This window comes from Streptomyces sp. NPDC053431, assembly GCF_044544925.1.
Lineage (GTDB): Bacteria > Actinomycetota > Actinomycetes > Streptomycetales > Streptomycetaceae > Streptomyces.
The window spans coordinates 105,103-123,889 of the sequence record NZ_JBITXX010000018.1 but is presented as its reverse complement, the minus strand read 5'-3'; the positions used below and the strand labels follow the sequence as shown (position 1 = coordinate 123,889).

Sequence of the window (18,787 nt, the reverse complement as noted above, 5' to 3'; positions counted from 1 at the left end):
GGCCGTGCCGTGGGCCCCACCGGCCCGTCCGCCAGCTCCAAGGAGTGAGTTCGCCCTGTCGACCGCCATCCTCACCGGTCCGCCGGTACCCGGATCGTCGCTCGACGCCGATCTGCGGTCCCTCGGCTTCGACGTCGAGGTCGCCTCCGGCCCCCACGAGACGGGCACCCTGCTCGCCGGCGTGCCCGCCGGTCAGCGCGTCGCCGTCGTGGACCCGCGCTTCGTCGGCCACCTCCACGCCCTGCGGCTGGCCCTCACCGACCCCCGCTTCCCGGCCGCCGCGGCGCCGGGCGCGCTCACCGCGCAGCCCGAGGCCCGCCCGGCGCTGACCCGCGCGCTCGACACGGCCGCCGCCGCGACCGGCGGCACCGGCGCGCCGAACGCCGTCGTCGCCAGCCTGCCGGACACCCTCGCCGAGGCGCTGGACGCCGACGGCGTCGCCGTCCACCGGCCGCAGCTCGGCACCCTGGTGGCCGCGGTGCCGGCCGACCCCGAGGCCCGCCACGAGGCGCGCACCGCCGTCGAGGCGGTCGACGAGGAGGCCGTACGGCTCCGCTCCGCGGTCAAGGCCCACGACGGCTTCTTCACCACCTTCTTCATCAGCCCGTACTCGCGCTACATCGCCCGCTGGTGCGCGCGCCGCGGCCTGACCCCGAACCAGGTCACCACCGCCTCGCTGCTCACCGCGCTGATCGCGGCCGGCTGCGCCGCCACCGGCGACCGCGCCGGCTACGTCGCCGCCGGCGTGCTGCTCCTGGTCTCCTTCGTCCTCGACTGCACCGACGGGCAGCTCGCCCGCTACTCGCTGCAGTACTCGACGATGGGCGCCTGGCTCGACGCCACCTTCGACCGCGCCAAGGAGTACGCCTTCTACGCCGGCCTCGCCCTCGGCGCCGCCCGGAACGGCGACGACGTCTGGGCCCTCGCGCTCGGCGCGATGGTGATCATGACCTGCCGGCACGTCGTGGACTTCTCCTTCAACGAGGCGAACGCCGCGGGCCCGGCCGGGACCGGCAGCGCGGGGACCACGGCCAAGACGGGTCTGGCCCTCTCCAGCCGGCTCGACAGCGTCGGCTGGACCGTCTGGGCCCGGCGCATGATCATCCTGCCTATCGGCGAGCGCTGGGCGATGATCGCCGTCCTCACCGCCGCCACCAGCCCCCGGATCGTCTTCTGGGCGCTCATCGCCGGCTGCGCCTTCGGCGCCTGCTACACGAGCGCCGGCCGCGTCCTGCGGTCGGTCACCAACAAGGGCACGCGCACCGACAGCGCCGCCGGGGCGCTCGCCGACCTCGCCGACTCCGGCCCGCTCGCCGAGCTCCAGGCGCGCCTGCTGCGCGGCCGGACCGGGGTCGTCGCCCCGGTCTTCGTCGCCGCCCTCGGCGCCGTCGTGATGATCGCCGGCGCGCTGGCCCTGCCCTTCGGAGACGTACGTCTCATCCCGGTCGCCGTGATCTACGTGATGACCGCCGGTCTCGCCGTGGCACGCCCGCTCAAGGGCTCCCTCGACTGGCTGGTTCCGCCCTTCTTCCGCGCCGCCGAGTACGTCACCGTCCTCGCCCTCGCCGCCAAGGCCGGCTCCGCGCAGGCCCTGCCCGCCGCATTCGGGCTGGTCGCGGCGGTCGCCTACCATCACTACGACACGGTGTACCGCATTCGCGGCGGCACCGGCGCGCCGCCCGCCTGGCTGGTGCGCACCATCGGCGGCCACGAGGGACGCACGCTCGTGGTGGCCGTACTCGCCGCCCTGCTGGCGCACCGCGGCAACGACTTCACCTCGGCCCTCACCGCTCTCGCGGTCGCCGTGGGCCTCGTGGTGCTCGTGGAGTCCATCCGCTTCTGGGTCTCCTCCGGAGCACCCGCCGTACACGACGAAGGAGAGACAGCATGATTGGCCTCGTACTGGCAGCCGGTGCCGGACGGCGTCTGCGCCCCTACACCGACACGCTTCCGAAGGCCCTCGTGCCCGTGGACCCCGCGGGGGACGGCTCGCTGACCGTTCTCGACCTCACGCTGAAGAACTTCGCCGAGGTCGGCCTCACCGAGGCCGCGATCGTCGTCGGCTACCGCAAGGAGGCCGTGTACGCGCGCAAGGAGGCCCTGGAGGCGAAGTACGGCCTCACGCTGACCCTCATCGACAACGACAAGGCCGAGGAGTGGAACAACGCCTACTCCCTGTGGTGCGCGCGTGAGGTCCTCAAGCGTGGTGTGATCCTCGCCAACGGCGACACCGTCCACCCGGTCTCCGTCGAGAAGACCCTGCTCGCCGCCCGCGGCGACGGCCGGAAGATCATCCTCGCCCTCGACACGGTGAAGAGCCTCGCCGACGAGGAGATGAAGGTCGTCACCGCCGACGGCAAGGGCGTCCAGAAGATCACCAAGCTGATGGACCCGGCCGACGCCACCGGCGAGTACATCGGCGTGACCCTCATCGAGGCCGAGGCCGCCGAGGAGCTCGCCGACGCCCTGAAGACCACCTTCGAGCGCGACCCCGACCTCTACTACGAGGACGGCTACCAGGAGCTGGTGAACCGCGGCTTCACCGTCGACGTGGCGCCCATCGGCGACGTCAAGTGGGTCGAGATCGACAACCACGACGACCTGGCGAAGGGCCGTGACATCGCGTGCCAGTACTGACCCGGCTCATTCCGTCGCCGGTCGTCGTCGACATCCGCGGAGGAGCGCTGGACGACCTGTCCGCGCTCCTCGCGGATCAGCGGATCTCCAGCAACGGGCGGATCGCCGTCGCCATCAGCGGCGGCTCCGGCCTGAAGCTGCGTGACCGCTTCGCTCCCGAGCTCCCGGACGCCGACTGGTACCCGGTCATGGGCGGCACGATCGACGAGGCCGTCAAGCTCGCCGACGCCATGCGCGGCAAGCGGTACGACGCGGTCGTCGCCCTCGGCGGCGGCAAGATCATCGACGTGACGAAGTACGCGGCGGCCCGGGTCGGCCTGCCGCTGGTGGCCATCGCCACCAACCTGTCGCACGACGGCATCTGCTCGCCGATCTCCACCCTGGACAACGACAACGGCCGCGGCTCCTACGGCGTGCCCACCCCGATCGCGCTGGTCATCGACCTCGACGTGATCCGGGACGCGCCGATCCGCTTCGTCCGCTCCGGCATCGGCGACGCGATCTCCAACCTCTCCGCCATCGCCGACTGGGAGCTCTCCCACCGCGAGACCGGCGAGAAGGTCGACGGCCTGGCCGCCGCCATGGCCCGCAGCGCCGGCGAGGCGGTGCTCCGGCACCCCGGCGGCGTCGGCGACGACGACTTCCTCGTCACCCTCTCCGAAGGCCTGGTGATGTCCGGCATCGCCATGTCGATCAGCGGCGACAGCCGCCCCTCCTCGGGCGCCTGCCACGAGATCAGCCACGCCTTCGACCTGCTCTTCCCCACCCGCGCCGCGAGCCACGGCGAGCAGTGCGGCCTCGGCGCCGCCTTCGCCATGCACCTGCGCGGGGCCCGTGACGAGTCCGCGCAGATGGTCGCCACGCTGCGCCGGCACGGCCTGCCCGTCCTGCCCGAGGAGATGGGCTTCACCGTCGACGAGTTCGTACGGGCGGTGGAGTTCGCCCCGCAGACCCGGCCGGGCCGCTTCACCATCCTCGAGCACCTCGACCTGTCCACAGACCAGATCAGGGACGCGTACGCCGACTATGCAAAAGCCATCGGTAGCTGAGCTCCGCCCGTCCACGCAGAAGCCGTCGGTGGCCGAGCTCCGCCCGGTCGTCCACCCGCCGGGTGTGAAGGACCGGCGGAGCGGTGAACACTGGGGCGGCCGGCTCTACATGCGCGAGATCTCGCTGCGCATCACCCGGCAGCTGGTGACCACCCGGGTCACGCCCAACCAGCTGACCTATCTGATGACGCTGTTCGGCGTCCTCGCCGCCCCCGCGCTGCTCGTGCCCGGCATCGCCGGCGCGGTCCTCGGCGTGCTCATGGTCCAGCTCTACCTGCTGCTCGACTGCGTCGACGGCGAGGTGGCCCGCTGGAAGAAGCAGTTCTCGCTCGGCGGCGTCTACCTGGACCGGGTCGGCGCCTACCTGTGCGACGCGGCCGTCCTCGTCGGCTTCGGCCTGCGCGCCGCCGACCTGTGGGGCGGCGGCCGGATCGACTGGCTGTGGGCCTTCCTCGGCACCCTCGCCGCGCTCGGCGCCATCCTGATCAAGGCCGAGACCGACCTCGTCGGCGTCGCCCGCCACCAGGGCGGACTGCCGCCGGTCAAGGAGTCCGCCGCCGAGCCGCGTTCCTCCGGCATGGCGCTGGCCCGCCGGGCCGCCGCCGCGCTCAAGTTCCACCGGCTGATCCTCGGGATCGAGGCCTCCCTGCTGATCCTGGTCCTCGCGATCGTCGACCAGCTCCGCGGCGACCTCTACTTCACCCGGCTCGGCGTCGCCGTGCTCGCCGGCATCGCGCTGCTGCAGACCGTGCTCCACCTGGTGTCGATCCTCGCCTCCAGCAGGCTGAAGTGAGGACGCCCACCATGACCGCCCCCATGAAGCTCGGGGCCGTGATCATCACCATGGGCAACCGGCCCGACGACCTGCGCGCCCTGCTCGACTCGATCGCCCGCCAGCAGGGCGAGCCCGTCGAGACCGTGGTGGTGGGCCAGGGGGTGGAGATCACCGACCTGCCCGAGGGCGTCCGCTCGGTGACCCTCCCGGAGAACCTGGGCATCCCCGGCGGACGCAACGTCGGCATCGAGGCCTTCGGCCCCGGCGGCTCCGACGTCGACGCCCTGCTCTTCCTGGACGACGACGGTCTGCTCGCCAACACCGACACCGCGGAGCTGGTCCGCCAGGCCTTCACCGCCGACCCCCGGCTCGGCATCATCAGCTTCCGGATCGCCGACCCGGACACCGGTCTCACCCAGCGCCGGCACGTGCCGCGGCTGCGCGCCTCGGACCCGATGCGCTCCTCGCGGGTGACCACCTTCCTGGGCGGCGCCAACGCGGTGCGCACCAAGGTGTTCGCCGAGGTGGGCGGCCTGCCGGACGCGTTCTTCTACGCGCACGAGGAGACGGATCTCGCCTGGCGCGCCCTCGACGCCGACTGGATGATCGACTACCGTTCCGACATGGTGCTGCTGCACCCCACCACCCCGCCGTCCCGGCACGCGACGTACCACTTCAACGTGGCCCGCAACCGGGTGTGGCTGGCGCGCCGCAATCTTCCCGCACCCCTGGTGCCGGTCTATCTCGGCGTCTGGCTGCTGCTCACCCTGGCACGGCGGCCCTCCGTACCCGCTCTCAAGGCCTGGTTCGGCGGTTTCCGGGAGGGCTGGACGGCCCCCTGCGGGCCTCGGCACCCCATGAGGTGGCGTACGGTGTGGCGGCTGACCCGACTGGGACGCCCGCCCGTCGTCTGACATCGTGGTACCCGACTTGCCGCGCATCTTGAACACGAAAGTTTTCGACCTGTGAGTGACACATCCCAGGACGGTGGGGTCGTGACGAGCGCCCGACCGTCCGCCGACGACCGGCTGAGCCCGGCCGAGCTGGCCGCGAAGTACGGCCTCGCCGTCAGCGGCGCCCGGCCCGGGCTCGGGGAGTACATCCGCCAGCTGTGGGGACGGCGCCACTTCATCCTGGCCTTCTCCCAGGCGAAGCTCACCGCCCAGTACAGCCAGGCGAAGCTCGGCCAGCTGTGGCAGGTGGTGACGCCGCTGCTGAACGCGCTGGTCTACTTCCTGATCTTCGGTCTGATCCTGGACGCGGACCGGGGCATGTCGCGGTCGGTGTACATCCCCTTCCTGGTGACCGGTGTGTTCGTGTTCACCTTCACCCAGAGCTCGGTGATGGCGGGCGTGCGCGCGATCTCGGGCAACCTCGGCCTGGTGCGGGCGCTGCACTTCCCGCGGGCCTCGCTGCCGATCTCCTTCGCGCTCCAGCAGCTCCAGCAGCTGCTGTTCTCGATGGTCGTGCTCATCGCCATCGCCGTGGCCTTCGGCAGCTACCCGTCGCTCAGCTGGCTGCTGATGCTCCCGGCCCTGGTCCTCCAGTTCGTCTTCAACGCCGGCCTCGCCATGATCGTGGCGCGGATGGGCGCCAAGACGCCCGACCTGGCGCAGCTGATGCCGTTCATCATGCGCACCTGGATGTACGCGTCCGGCGTCATGTTCTCGATCCCGGTGATGCTGGAGGAGCAGCCGGCCTGGATCGCCGACCTGCTGCAGTACAACCCGGCCGCGCTGCACATGGACCTGATCCGCTTCGCGCTGATCGACGGCTACGGCGGCTCCAACCTCCCGCCGCACGTCTGGTTCGTCACCCTGGCCTGGTCCCTGGTGATCGGCGTGGGCGGCTTCGTCTACTTCTGGAAGGCCGAGGAGAGGTACGGCCGTGGCTGATCACGACTCCCAGGACCGCGTGCCCACCGTCATCGCGGACAACGTCCACATCGTCTACCGGGTCAACGGCGCCGCCGGCGGCAAGGGCAGCGCCACCGCGGCCCTGAGCCGGATCGTCCGCCGCCGCAAGGGCGAGACCGAGCGCGGGGTGCGCAAGGTGCACGCCGTGCGCGGGGTGTCCTTCACCGCGTACCGCGGCGAGGCCATCGGCCTGATCGGCACCAACGGCTCCGGCAAGTCGACCCTGCTGCGCGCCATCGCGGGCCTGCTGCCCACCGAGAGCGGCAAGGTCTACACCGACGGCCAGCCCTCGCTGCTCGGCGTCAACGCGGCGCTGATGAGCGACCTCACCGGTGAGCGCAACGTGATCCTCGGCGGCCTGGCCATGGGCATGAGCCGGGACGAGATCAAGACGCGCTATCAGGACATCGTCGACTTCTCCGGCATCAACGAGAAGGGCGACTTCATCTCGCTGCCGATGCGGACCTACTCGTCCGGCATGGGCGCCCGGCTCCGCTTCGCCATCGCCGCCGCCAAGCAGCACGACGTCCTCATGATCGACGAGGCGCTCGCGACCGGTGACCGCAAGTTCCAGATCCGCTCCGAGGAGCGCATCCGCGAGCTGCGCAAGGAGGCCGGCACGGTCTTCCTGGTCAGCCACAGCAACAAGTCGATCCGGGACACCTGCGACCGGGTGCTCTGGCTGGAGAAGGGCGAGCTGCTCATGGACGGCCCGACCGACGAGGTCATCGCCGCCTACGAGCGCGAGACCGGCAAGTAGCCCCCGGGAGACCCGGCCTTCCGCCGCCCCCGCCGACGCGATCGGCGGGGGCGGTTTCGTGTCCGGGAGCGTCCGGTTTTCGCGCCTCACGAGCCCGCCCGGAATGTTCATGCGGTCAACATCGGGCAGGATGAGCACATGGCAGCGATCTCCGGAGGAAAGAACTACCATCACGGCGATCTGCGCAACGCCCTCATCTGCGCGGCCGTCGACCTCGCCACCGAAGGAGGCCCCGAACGGGTCGTGCTGCGCGAGGCGGCCCGCCGCGTCGGCGTCTCGCCCACCGCCGCCTACCGGCACTTCGAGGGCCGCGGAGAGCTCCTCGCGGCCGTCCGGGACCACGCCCGCCGGGCGCTCGCCGACTCCATGGAGCGGGCCGCCGCCCGCGCCCCCGGCGCCGACGACCCGGCCCTCGCCGCCGAGGCCCGGCTGGCCGCCCTCTGTCGCGGCTACGTCGCCTTCGCCGTCGCGCAGCCCGGCCTCTACCGCTCCGCCTTCGGCGCGCCCCGTACGGACGCCGCCGACGGCGACTCCGAGACCCCGGCCGGCGAGGTGCGGGCCTTCACCCTGCTCACCGACGCGCTGTCCGCCCTCGCCGCGACCGCCCGGCCGCCGCGCGCCGCCCGGCCAGCCGCGGAGGCCGCCGCGTGGTCCGCCGTCCACGGACTGTCGCTGCTGCTGCTCGAAGGCCCGCTGCGCCGGCTGCCGGCCCAGCGCAGGGACGACGTCGTCGAGTCCACGCTGGCCATGGTGGTCTCCGGCACCCGCGCCCCGTGACGCGCGCGGCGAGGAACGCCGCCGCAGAAGGTCAAAAGAGTGTGAACTTCCGTACGCCACGGGAAGGTTGACCCGCCCCGCGGCGTTGTCCCCACACGCCGTGCCCCCCGGCGCGGCACAGCGTCCCGTACAACGTAAGCTGTACCGGTCTGTTTCGCGGCAAGTGGGGCGATACCCCTCGGCGCCCGGCCACCGGGCGGTGAGCCACGGGCAGGGGTCGGCGGCGTGTCCGAAATAGGATGGATTGGATCCGCAGTGTAGAACGGGAGATGTGACGGCCATGACGCAGAATCTCCAGCTCCACGAGGGTGTAGCCGTCCCCGCGTCGGGCAGCGGCCGGTGACGGGAACCCGGCAGGCGCGCCCCGACGACGCCTCGCGCACCACACTCGGCAAGGCCGCGGACGAGAACTTCCCCGTGGCCCCCTTCTTCCTGCCGCGGGCCTGGCACGACGACCTCATGGCCGTCTACGGCTTCGCCCGGCTCGTCGACGACATCGGCGACGGCGACCTGGCCCCCGGCGGCGCCGACGCGCGCCACCTCGGCGTGCCGCCCGAGCGGGCCGACGACCGGCTCGCCCTGCTCGACGCCTTCGAGACCGACCTCCGGCGCGTCTTCGACCCCGCCGACGGCCCGCCCCGCCACCCGCTGCTGCGCGCCCTCGCCCCCACCGTCGAACGCTGCGCCCTCCCCCCGGAGCCGTTCCTCGGCCTCGTCGCCGCCAACCGCCAGGACCAGCAGGTCCGGCGCTACGAGACCTACGACGACCTCCTCGCGTACTGCGAGCTCTCCGCCAACCCCGTCGGCCGGCTCGTCCTCGGCATCACCGGCACCGCCACCCCCGAGCGGATCCGCCGCTCCGACGAGATCTGCACGGCGCTGCAGATCGTGGAGCACCTCCAGGACGTCGCCGAGGACCTCGCCACGGACCGGATCTACCTGCCCGCCGAGGACCTCAAGCGCTTCCACGTCACCGAGGAGGACCTGGCCCGGCCCACCGCCGGCGCCTCGGTGCGCGCGCTGATCGCCTTCGAGGCCGACCGGGCCCGGGCCCTGCTCGACGCCGGACTGCCGCTCGTCGGCAGCGTCCACGGCCGGCTGCGCCTGCTGCTCGCCGGCTTCACCGGCGGCGGGTACGCGGCGCTGGACGCGATCGCCGCCGCGGGCTTCGACGTCCTGCCCGGGCCGCCCAAGGCCACCAAACCGAGTCTGATGCGCCGGGCGGGCGCCGTCCTGCTCACGGCGCGGAGAGAGGGGTGAGCCGGACAGTGGAGGGACAGCCGCAGCCGTCCGCGCCGGTCCAGGCCGCGTACAGCTACTGCGAGGCCGTGACCGGACAGCAGGCGCGCAACTTCGCCTACGGGATCCGGCTCCTGCCGACCGAGAAGCGCCAGGCCATGTCGGCGCTCTACGCGTTCTCGCGGCGGGTCGACGACATCGGCGACGGGTCGCTCGAGCCCGCCGAGAAGAAGGAGCGCCTGGAGGCCACCCGCGCGATCCTCGGCCGGGTCCGCGCCGGACAGGTCGCCGAGGACGACACCGACCCGGTGGCCGTCGCCCTCGCCGACGCCGCCCGCCGCTTCCCGATCCCGCTCGGCGGGCTCGACGAGCTCATCGACGGCGTCCTCATGGACGTGCGCGGCGAGACCTACGAGACCTGGGACGACCTCAAGGTCTACTGCCGGTGCGTGGCCGGCGCCATCGGCCGCCTCTCGCTCGGCGTCTTCGGCACCCAGCCCGGCGCGCAGGGCAGCGAGCGCGCCTCCGAGTACGCCGACACCCTCGGCCTCGCCCTGCAGCTGACCAACATCCTCCGGGACGTCCGCGAGGACGCCGGCAACGGCCGCACCTACCTGCCGGCCGACGACCTCGCCAAGTTCGGCTGCGCCGACGGCTTCGCGAGCGCCACGCCGCCCGCGGGCGCCGACTTCGCGGGCCTGGTCCACTTCGAGGTCCGCCGGGCCCGTGCCCTCTTCGCCGAGGGCTACCGGCTGCTGCCCATGCTCGACCGCCGCAGCGGCGCCTGCGTCGCCGCCATGGCCGGCATCTACCGCCGCCTCCTCGACCGGATCGAACGCGACCCCGAGGCCGTGCTGCGCGGCCGGGTCTCGCTCCCCGGCCGCGAGAAGGCCTACGTCGCCGTCCGCGGCCTCTCCGGCCTCGACGCCCGTCACATCTCCCGCCGCACGGTCAGGAGGCCCGCGTGAGGCCCGTACGGACAACCCGGAGCGCCCGTTCCGCGTCCCTGACGACGACGTTCCGAGGGGAGGGCGCATGACCACCGACGACACGCGGCTCACGGGGCCCGTGTCCCGGACCGGGCACGGGGGCCGTCCGCCGCACGCTGTCGTCGTCGGCGGCGGCCTCGCCGGTGTGACCAGCGCGCTCCAGCTCGCCGAGAGCGGTGTACGGGTCACCCTGCTCGAAGGCCGGCCCCGGCTCGGCGGCCTCGCCTTCTCGTTCCGCCGCGGCGACCTCAGCGTCGACAACGGACAGCACGTCTACCTGCGCTGCTGCACCGCCTACCGCTGGTTCCTCGACCGGGTCGACGCCGCCCACCTCGCGCCCCTGCAGCCCCGGCTCGACGTGCCCGTGCTCGACGTCGGGCACCCGCGCGGGCCCCGGCTGGGCCGCCTGCGCCGCACCGGCCTGCCCGTACCGCTGCACCTGGCGCGCAGCCTCGCCACCTATCCGCACCTGTCGCCCGTCGAGCGGGTGAGCGTCGGGCGGGCCGCGCTGGCCCTGAAGAAGCTCGACCCCGCCGACCCGGCCCTCGACGGCATCGACTTCGCCACCTGGCTCGGCCGCCACGGGCAGTCCGCCCGCGCCGTCGAGGCCCTGTGGGACCTGGTCGGCATCCCCACCCTCAACGCCAGTGCCCCGCACGCCTCCATGGGCCTCGCCGCGATGGTGTTCAAGACCGGGCTGCTCTCCGAGAAGGGCGCCGCCGACATCGGCTGGGCGCACGTCCCGCTCGGCGAGCTGCACGACACCCGGGCCCGCAAGGCCCTCGACTCCCTCGGCGTCCGCACCGAACTGCGCACCAAGGCCGAGCGGATCACCCGCACGGCCGACGGGCGCTGGACCGTCCAGATGCCGGGCGAGATCCTGGAGGCAGACGCGGTCGTCCTCGCCGTACCGCAGCGGGAGACCCGCGAACTGCTGCCCGACGGCGCCCTCGACGACCCCGACCGGCTCCTCGACATCGGCACCGCCCCCATCCTCAACCTGCACGTGGTCTACGACCGCAAGGTGCTGCGGCAGCCCTTCTTCACCGCGCTCGGCAGCCCGGTCCAGTGGGTCTTCGACCGCACCGACTCCTCCGGTCTGACCGGCCCGGGCCAGTACCTCGCGATCTCCCAGTCCGCCGCCCAGGACGAGATCGACGAGCCCGTCGCCGCACTCCGCGAGCGCTACCTCCCCGAGCTGGAGCGGCTGCTGCCCGCCGCCCGCGGCGCCGGGATCCGGGACTTCTTCGTCACCCGCGAACGGACCGCCACGTTCGCCCCGACCCCTGGCGTCGGCCGGCTCCGCCCCGGCGCCCGCACCCACGCTCCCGGCCTCTACCTGGCCGGCGCGTGGACCGCCACCGGCTGGCCCGCGACCATGGAGGGTGCGGTCCGCAGCGGCTTCAGCGCCGCGGGCGCCGCGCTCTCCGCCCTCGGCCGCCGCTACGAACATCCGCTGCAGGAGGCGGCATGAGTGTGAGTACCGGAACTAGAGGAGAGACCGTGCCGACTGTGCCCCCGGGAAATCCGGCCGTCGACACCGCGGACGTCGCCGCACTGCTGGAACGGGGCCGGACGCTGTCCACGCCCGTCATGCGGGCCGCCGTCGACCGCCTCGCAGCGCCCATGGACACCGTCGCCGCCTACCACTTCGGCTGGATCGACGCCCAGGGCAACCCGACCGAGGGCGACAGCGGCAAGGCCGTCCGCCCCGCGCTCGCGCTGATCTCCGCCGAGGCGGCGGGCGCCGCCCCCGAGGTCGGCATCCCCGGCGCCGTGGCCGTGGAGCTCGTGCACAACTTCTCGCTGCTCCACGACGACCTCATGGACGGCGACGAGCAGCGCCGCCACCGCGACACCGTGTGGAAGGTGCACGGCCCCGCCCAGGCCATCCTGGTCGGCGACGCCCTCTTCGCCCTCGCCAACGAACTGCTGCTGGAACTCGGGACCGTCGAGGCCGGCCGCGCCACCCGCCGGCTGACCACGGCCACCCGCAAGCTCATCGACGGCCAGGCCCAGGACATCTCCTACGAGCACCGCGAGCGGGTCACCGTCGAGGAGTGCCTGGAGATGGAGGGCAACAAGACCGGCGCCCTCCTCGCCTGCGCCGTCTCCATCGGCGCCGTCCTCGGCGGCGCGGACGACCGCACCGCCGACAAGCTGGAGGAGTACGGCTACCACCTGGGCCTCGCCTTCCAGGCCGTCGACGACCTCCTCGGCATCTGGGGCGACCCGGACGCCACCGGCAAGCAGACCTGGAGCGACCTGCGCCAGCGCAAGAAGTCGCTGCCGGTCGTCGCCGCCCTCGCGGCCGGCGGCCCCGCCTCCGAGCGGCTCGGCGAACTGCTCGCCGCCGACGCCAAGAGCATCGACTTCGACTCCTTCTCCGAGGAGGAGTTCGCGTTCCGCGCGGCCCTCATCGAGGAGGCCGGCGGCCGCGAGTGGACCTCCCAGGAGGCCCGCCGTCAGCACGCCGTGGCGATCGAGGCGCTGCACGAGGTGGACCTGCCGGCGCACGTCCGCGCCCAGCTCACGGCACTGGCCGATTTCGTCGTCGTACGGAAGAGATGATCACCATCGCTCTGATATGAGTTCGCAGTCGCCGGCCGGTGCCACCGGGCACCGGCCGACGGCAGACCCGAAGAAGCAGAAGTAGACCTACTGCACGAAGGGGAAGCCATGACAGCGACGACCGACGGAAGCGCCGGGGCCGTGGGCCCCCGGGCAGCCGCGGCCAGCGAAACGACCACCGTCAGCACCGGAGCGCTCGACGAGGCCGCCGCCAAGGCGGCGGAACGCTCCGTCGACCACCTCCTCGGCCGCCAGGACCCCGAGGGCTGGTGGAAGGGCGACCTGGAGACCAACGTCACCATGGACGCCGAGGACCTGCTGCTGCGCCAGTTCCTCGGGATCCTCGACCCGGACACCACCCGCGCCGCCGCCCTCCACATCCGCGGCGAACAGCGCGAGGACGGCACCTGGGCCACCTTCTACGGCGGGCCCGCCGAGCTCTCCGCCACCGTCGAGGCCTACGTCGCCCTGCGGCTCGCCGGAGACCCCCCCGACGCCCCGCACATGGCCCGCGCCGCCGCCTGGGTCCGCGAGCAGGGCGGCATGGCCGGGGCCCGCGTCTTCACCCGGATCTGGCTCGCCCTCTTCGGCTGGTGGAGCTGGGACGACCTGCCCGAGCTGCCGCCCGAGCTGATCTTCCTGCCCAGCTGGTTCCCGCTCAACATCTACGACTTCGGCTGCTGGGCCCGGCAGACGATCGTGCCGCTCACCGTCGTCTCCGCCAAGCGGCCGGTCCACCCCGCCCCCTTCGCACTGGACGAGCTGCACACCGATCCGGCCCGGCCGAACCCGCCCCGGCCCCTGGCCCCCGCGGCCAGTTGGGACGGCTTCTTCCAGCGCGTCGACAAGGGCCTGCACCTCTACCGCAAGGTGGCGCCGCGCCGACTGCGCGAGACCGCCATGGCCGCCGCCTCCCGCTGGATCGTCGAACGGCAGGAGAACGACGGCTGCTGGGGCGGGATCCAGCCACCCGCCGTGTACTCGGTGATCGCCCTCCACCTCCTCGGCTACGACCTCGGGCACCCCGTGATGCGGGCCGGCCTGGAGTCCCTCGACCGGTTCGCCGTGTGGCGCGAGGACGGCTCCCGCATGATCGAGGCCTGCCAGTCCCCGGTCTGGGACACCTGCCTCGCCACCATCGCGCTCGCCGACGCGGGCGTCCGGCCCGACCACCCCGCACTGGTGAAGGCCGTCGACTGGATGCTCGGCGAGGAGATCGTCCGCAAGGGCGACTGGGCCGTACGCAGGCCCCGACTCCAGCCCGGCGGCTGGGCGTTCGAGTTCCACAACGACAACTACCCCGACATCGACGACACCGCCGAGGTCATCCTCGCGCTGCGCCGGGTGAAGCACCCCGACCCCGAGCAGGTCGAGGCGGCCGTGCGCCGCGGCGCCCGCTGGACCGCCGGGATGCAGTCGCGGAACGGCGCCTGGGCCGCCTTCGACGCCGACAACACCAGCGCCTTCCCCAACCGGCTGCCCTTCTGCGACTTCGGCGAGGTCATCGACCCGCCGTCGGCCGACGTCACCGCCCACGTGGTCGAGATGCTGGCGTACGAGGGCAAGGCCGATCACCCCCGCACCCGCCGGGGCGTCGACTGGCTCCTCGCCGAACAGGAGCCCAGCGGCGCCTGGTTCGGCCGCTGGGGCGTCAACTACGTGTACGGCACGGGCTCGGTGGTCCCCGCCCTCACCGCGGCCGGCATCCCGCGCAGCCATCCCGCGATCCGGCGGGCCGTCGCGTGGCTGGAGTCCGTGCAGAACGAGGACGGCGGCTGGGGCGAGGACCTGCGCTCGTACCGGATGCGCCAGTGGATGGGGCACGGCACCTCCACCGCCTCCCAGACCGCCTGGGCGCTGATCGCCCTGCTCGCGGCCGGCGAGCGGGAGTCCGACGCGGTCCGCCGGGGTGTCGCCTGGCTCGTGGCGACCCAGCGGGAGGACGGCTCCTGGGACGAGCCGTACTTCACCGGCACCGGATTCCCCTGGGACTTCTCCATCAACTACCACCTCTACCGGCAGGTCTTCCCGCTCACCGCGCTCGGCCGCTACGTGAACGGCGAACCCGTGCTGCACGGCCGGGAGCGCGGCTGATGGCCCGGGACCCGGCCAGAGCGGCCGCCGTACCGCCGCTGCTCGTGGCCTGCGCGCTCGGCATCGAGAAGCTGGCCCTGCGCAGCGGCGACCGTGGCGGGGCGCCCGCGCCCGTCACGGTGGTGAGGACCGGGATGGGCCCGGCGCACGCGCGCCGGGCCGTCTCCCACGCCCTCGACCGGGAGCCCTGGCGGGACGCGGCCGTCATCGCCTCCGGCTTCTGCGCGGGCCTCGCGCCCGGGATGCACCCCGGCGATCTGATCGTCGCCGAGGAGACCCGCGACGCCGAGGGCGCCACCCCCTGCGTGGGCACCGAACTGCTCGTCAAGGCGCTCACCCGGGCGCTGCCCGGGCGCACCGTGCACACCGGCCCGCTGACCGGCTCCGACCACGTGGTGCGCGGCCCCGAGCGGGCCGCGCTGCTGGCCGGCGGGGCCATCGCCGTCGACATGGAGTCCGCCGCCACCCTGCGCACCGCCACCGCCGCCGGAGCGCGTCCGGTTGCGGCCGTACGAGTGGTCGTGGACGCTCCGGAACATGAACTGGTCCGGATCGGCACGGTACGCGGGGGAATATCGGCCTTCCGCGTCCTTCGTGCCGTCCTTCCCGCATTCTTCGAATGGCACCGTTCTTTGCTGCTCCCCAGGAGGTGAGCGAGTTATGGCCATGCCGCTCCGTCAGTCCATCCGGGTCGGGACCTACCTCTTCGAACAGAAGCTCCGCAAGCGGGACAAGTTCCCGCTGATCGTCGAGCTGGAGCCGCTGTTCGCCTGCAACCTCAAGTGCGAGGGCTGCGGCAAGATCCAGCACCCGGCGGGGGTGCTCAAGCAGCGCATGCCGGTCGCCCAGGCGGTCGGCGCCGTGCTGGAGTCCGGGGCGCCGATGGTCTCCATCGCCGGTGGCGAACCGTTGATGCACCCCCAGATCGACGAGATCGTGCGCCAGCTCGTGGCCAAGCGGAAGTACGTCTTCCTTTGCACCAACGCGATGCTGCTGCGCAAGAAGCTCGACGACTTCACCCCCTCCCGGTACTTCGCCTTCGCCGTGCACATCGACGGACTGCGTGAACGGCACGACGAATCCGTCGCCAAGGAAGGCGTCTTCGACGAGGCCGTGGCGGCGATCAAGGAGGCCAAGCGGCGCGGGTTCCGGGTCACCACCAATTCGACGTTCTTCAACACCGACACCCCGCAGACCGTCATCGAGGTGCTCAACTTCCTCAACGACGACCTCCAGGTCGACGAAATGATGATCTCGCCCGCCTATGCCTACGAAAAGGCCCCGGACCAGGAGCACTTCCTCGGCGTCGAGCAGACCAGGGAACTCTTCAAGAAGGCGTTCGCAGGCGGAAACCGGCGGCGCTGGCGTCTCAACCACTCGCCGCTCTTCCTGGACTTCCTCGAAGGCAAGGCCGATTTCCCGTGCACCGCGTGGGCGATCCCCAACTACTCCCTCTTCGGGTGGCAGCGCCCCTGCTATCTGATGAGCGACGGCTACGTACCGACGTACCGCGAGCTCATCGAGGAGACGGACTGGGACAAGTACGGCCGCGGCAAGGACCCGCGCTGCGCCAACTGCATGGCGCACTGCGGCTACGAGCCCACCGCCGTCCTCGCCACCATGGGCTCGCTCAAGGAGTCGCTGCGCGCGGTCCGCGAGACCGTCAACGGGAACAACGGGTGAGCGAGCGCGCCATGACCGGTGAGTTCGACCTGCGGGCGCTGCTCGCCGAACGCGGCGGCGAGCGCTACGAGCTGCACGCCCGCCACCTCAACCACCAGCTGCCGCGGATGCTGCACACCATCGGCTTCGACAAGGTGTACGAGCGGGCCGAGGGCGCCCACTTCTGGGACGCCGACGGCGCCGACCACCTCGACATGCTCGCCGGCTTCGGCGTCATGGGCCTCGGCCGGCACCACCCCGTCGTGCGCAAGGCGCTGCACGACGTCCTCGACGCGCAGCTCGCCGACCTCACCCGCTTCGACTGCCAGCCGCTGCCCGGTCTGCTCGCCGAGCAGCTGCTCGCCCACAGCCCCCACCTCGACCGGGTCTTCTTCGGCAACAGCGGCACCGAGGCCGTCGAGACCGCGCTCAAGTTCGCCCGGTACGCCACCGGACGTCCGAGGATCGTCTACTGCGCGCACGCCTTCCACGGGCTCACCACCGGCTCCCTCTCGGTCAACGGCGAGCAGTGCTTCCGGGAGGGCTTCGCGCCGCTCCTGCCCGACACGGCGATCGAGCTCGGCGACCTCGACGCCCTGGAGCGGGAACTGCGCAAGGGGGACGTGGCCGGCTTCGTCGTCGAACCCATTCAGGGCAAGGGGGTCCACGAGGCCCCGCCGGGCTTCCTGCGCGCCGCCCAGGAGCTGCTCCACCGGCACGGCGCCCTGCTGATCGCCGACGAGGTGCAGACGGGCCTCGGACGGACCGGCGACTTCTACGCGTACCAGCACGAGGACGGCGTCGAGCCGGACCTGGTCTGCGTCGCCAAGGCGCTCTCCGGCGGCTATGTGCCGGTGGGGGCGACCCTCGGCAAGGACTGGATCTTCAAGAAGGTCTACTCGTCGATGGACCGGGTGCTCGTCCACTCGGCCAGCTTCGGGTCGAACGCGCAGGCCATGGCGGCCGGGCTCGCGGTGCTCTCGGTGATGGAGGCCGAGGACACGGTCGCGCACGTGCGCCGGATCGGCGGCCTGCTCGCCGGGCGCCTGCGCGAGCTCGTACCGCGCTACGAGCTGCTGAAGGAGATCCGCGGCCGGGGGCTGATGATCGGCATCGAGTTCGGCCGGCCGACCTCGCTCGGCCTGCGCAGCCGCTGGACGATGCTCCAGGCGGCGCGCAAGGGGCTCTTCGCCCAGATGGTCGTGGTGCCGCTGCTCCAGCGCCACCGCATCCTCACCCAGGTGTCGGGGGACCATCTGGAGGTGATCAAGCTGATCCCGCCGCTGATCATCGACGAGGCGGACGTGGACCGCTTCGTGACCGCCTTCACGGCGGTCATGGACGACGCCCACGGAGGCGGCGGACTGATGTGGGACTTCGGAAAGACGCTGGTCAAGCAGGCCGTCGCACAGCGCTGAGGGCCGGCTGTCCGAATCCGCCCCCATGGTTTTGCCTCTGAGGCAAGAAACTTGCCTCAGAGGCATGACCCTGGCGGAATGGACGCATGGACCACGTCCCCGGGGACCCCGCCCCGGAACCCGCCGCCCCGGACGTCCTGCCGGACGTCGCCCCGCAGCTGCGGGCCCTGCGCCGCCGCAGGGGGCTCACCCTGGAGGCCGCCGCGCAGCGGGCCGGTCTCTCCCCGGCCCACCTCTCCCGGCTGGAGACCGGGAACCGGCAGCCCTCGCTGCCGATGCTGCTCGCCCTCGCCCGTATCTACGGTACGACGGTGTCCGAGCTGCTCGGCGAGCTGCCGCCCGAGCGTGACCCCGTGGTGCGGGCCGGCCGCTCCGAGCCGGTCGAGGCCGACGGCTGGATCTACCGCCAGGCCGGCGGCGCCGGGCGCGCGATGCAGTGCCTCCGCGTCCACGTGCCGTACGCGACCCGCGCGGACATCGTGCGGGTCCACCCCGGCGAGGAGTGGATCCACGTCATCGAGGGCCGGGTGCGGCTCGCGCTCGGCGAGGCCGTGCACGTCCTCGATCCCGGCGACAGCGCGCACTTCGACTCGCTCACCCCGCACCGGATCGGCGCCGCCACCCGCGCCGGGGCCGAGCTGCTCTTCGTCCACACCCTGATGCAGAGCCCCGTCGCCGAGCTGTGCCTCGGTGACGGGACCCCGCACCGGCGCTGACCATCCGAAAGGAACTGCTATGTCCGAGAAGTCCGTACCGGTGACCGGCGAGGAGCGCGGTGCCGGCAAGTTCCCCAAGGGCTTGGCGCTCCGCCTCTTCGCCTACCTGGTCGCGGGGCACCTCTTCGCCGGCTTCCTCTACCTGCTCTTCATGCTCGGCGGGCAGAACCAGTAGCCGGAACCG

At 72.5% G+C, this 18,787-nt stretch carries 18 protein-coding genes; all 18 read left to right on the top strand.

Annotated elements, in window-relative coordinates:
• Positions 1-55 precede the first annotated feature (55 nt).
• A complete protein-coding gene (locus ACIGXE_RS31425) occupies positions 56-1,891 on the top strand; it encodes a DUF5941 domain-containing protein (RefSeq protein ID WP_399752708.1) in 1,836 nt (611 codons plus the stop codon).
• Entirely contained in the window at positions 1,888-2,637 is a 750-nt protein-coding gene (locus tag ACIGXE_RS31420) for a sugar phosphate nucleotidyltransferase (RefSeq protein WP_399752681.1), read from the top strand. Before ACIGXE_RS31425 ends, ACIGXE_RS31420 begins: the two co-directional genes overlap by 4 nt.
• Positions 2,625-3,686 (top strand): iron-containing alcohol dehydrogenase family protein, encoded by a 1,062-nt coding sequence (locus ACIGXE_RS31415; protein ID WP_399752678.1) that lies wholly within the window; start codon positions 2,625-2,627, stop codon positions 3,684-3,686. Before ACIGXE_RS31420 ends, ACIGXE_RS31415 begins: the two co-directional genes overlap by 13 nt.
• On the top strand, positions 3,664-4,479 hold the full coding sequence (locus ACIGXE_RS31410; protein WP_399752676.1) for a CDP-alcohol phosphatidyltransferase family protein: 816 nt from the start codon (positions 3,664-3,666) through the stop codon (positions 4,477-4,479). Before ACIGXE_RS31415 ends, ACIGXE_RS31410 begins: the two co-directional genes overlap by 23 nt.
• 11 nt (positions 4,480-4,490) lie before the next feature.
• Positions 4,491-5,375, top strand: coding sequence for a glycosyltransferase family 2 protein (locus ACIGXE_RS31405; RefSeq protein WP_399752675.1), 885 nt, complete (start codon positions 4,491-4,493; stop codon positions 5,373-5,375).
• A gap of 51 nt (positions 5,376-5,426) precedes the next feature.
• Positions 5,427-6,356, top strand: a complete 930-nt coding sequence (locus ACIGXE_RS31400) for an ABC transporter permease (RefSeq protein ID WP_399752673.1) — start codon at positions 5,427-5,429, stop codon at positions 6,354-6,356.
• On the top strand, positions 6,349-7,137 hold the full coding sequence (locus ACIGXE_RS31395) for an ABC transporter ATP-binding protein (RefSeq protein WP_399752672.1): 789 nt from the start codon (positions 6,349-6,351) through the stop codon (positions 7,135-7,137). Before ACIGXE_RS31400 ends, ACIGXE_RS31395 begins: the two co-directional genes overlap by 8 nt.
• 138 nt (positions 7,138-7,275) lie before the next feature.
• Entirely contained in the window at positions 7,276-7,914 is a 639-nt protein-coding gene (locus ACIGXE_RS31390; protein ID WP_399752669.1) for a TetR/AcrR family transcriptional regulator, read from the top strand.
• 339 nt (positions 7,915-8,253) lie between these two features.
• Positions 8,254-9,174 (top strand): squalene synthase HpnC, encoded by a 921-nt coding sequence (hpnC, locus tag ACIGXE_RS31385; RefSeq protein ID WP_399752667.1) that lies wholly within the window; start codon positions 8,254-8,256, stop codon positions 9,172-9,174.
• Positions 9,171-10,121 (top strand): presqualene diphosphate synthase HpnD, encoded by a 951-nt coding sequence (hpnD, locus tag ACIGXE_RS31380; RefSeq protein WP_399752665.1) that lies wholly within the window; start codon positions 9,171-9,173, stop codon positions 10,119-10,121. Before hpnC ends, hpnD begins: the two co-directional genes overlap by 4 nt.
• A 67-nt stretch (positions 10,122-10,188) precedes the next feature.
• Positions 10,189-11,616 carry a hydroxysqualene dehydroxylase HpnE gene (gene hpnE, locus ACIGXE_RS31375; protein WP_399752663.1) on the top strand — a complete coding sequence of 476 codons (1,428 nt, stop codon included), beginning with the start codon at positions 10,189-10,191 and terminating at the stop codon, positions 11,614-11,616.
• On the top strand, positions 11,613-12,713 hold the full coding sequence (locus ACIGXE_RS31370) for a polyprenyl synthetase family protein (RefSeq protein ID WP_399752661.1): 1,101 nt from the start codon (positions 11,613-11,615) through the stop codon (positions 12,711-12,713). Before hpnE ends, ACIGXE_RS31370 begins: the two co-directional genes overlap by 4 nt.
• 108 nt (positions 12,714-12,821) lie before the next feature.
• Entirely contained in the window at positions 12,822-14,807 is a 1,986-nt protein-coding gene (gene shc, locus ACIGXE_RS31365) for a squalene--hopene cyclase (protein ID WP_399752659.1), read from the top strand.
• Positions 14,807-15,460: a 1-hydroxy-2-methyl-2-butenyl 4-diphosphate reductase gene (locus ACIGXE_RS31360; RefSeq protein WP_399752657.1), complete on the top strand. Its 654-nt coding sequence runs from the start codon at positions 14,807-14,809 to the stop codon at positions 15,458-15,460. Before shc ends, ACIGXE_RS31360 begins: the two co-directional genes overlap by 1 nt.
• A 7-nt stretch (positions 15,461-15,467) precedes the next feature.
• Complete coding sequence (hpnH, locus tag ACIGXE_RS31355; RefSeq protein WP_399752655.1) at positions 15,468-16,490, top strand: adenosyl-hopene transferase HpnH; 1,023 nt, start codon at positions 15,468-15,470, stop codon at positions 16,488-16,490.
• Between the two features lie 11 nt (positions 16,491-16,501).
• Positions 16,502-17,887, top strand: a complete 1,386-nt coding sequence (locus tag ACIGXE_RS31350) for an aspartate aminotransferase family protein (protein WP_399752706.1) — start codon at positions 16,502-16,504, stop codon at positions 17,885-17,887.
• Positions 17,888-17,973: 86 nt separating this feature from the next.
• Positions 17,974-18,603 carry a helix-turn-helix domain-containing protein gene (locus ACIGXE_RS31345; protein ID WP_399752652.1) on the top strand — a complete coding sequence of 210 codons (630 nt, stop codon included), beginning with the start codon at positions 17,974-17,976 and terminating at the stop codon, positions 18,601-18,603.
• Between the two features lie 19 nt (positions 18,604-18,622).
• Entirely contained in the window at positions 18,623-18,778 is a 156-nt protein-coding gene (locus ACIGXE_RS31340; RefSeq protein WP_399752651.1) for a DUF6126 family protein, read from the top strand.
• Positions 18,779-18,787 lie beyond the last annotated feature (9 nt).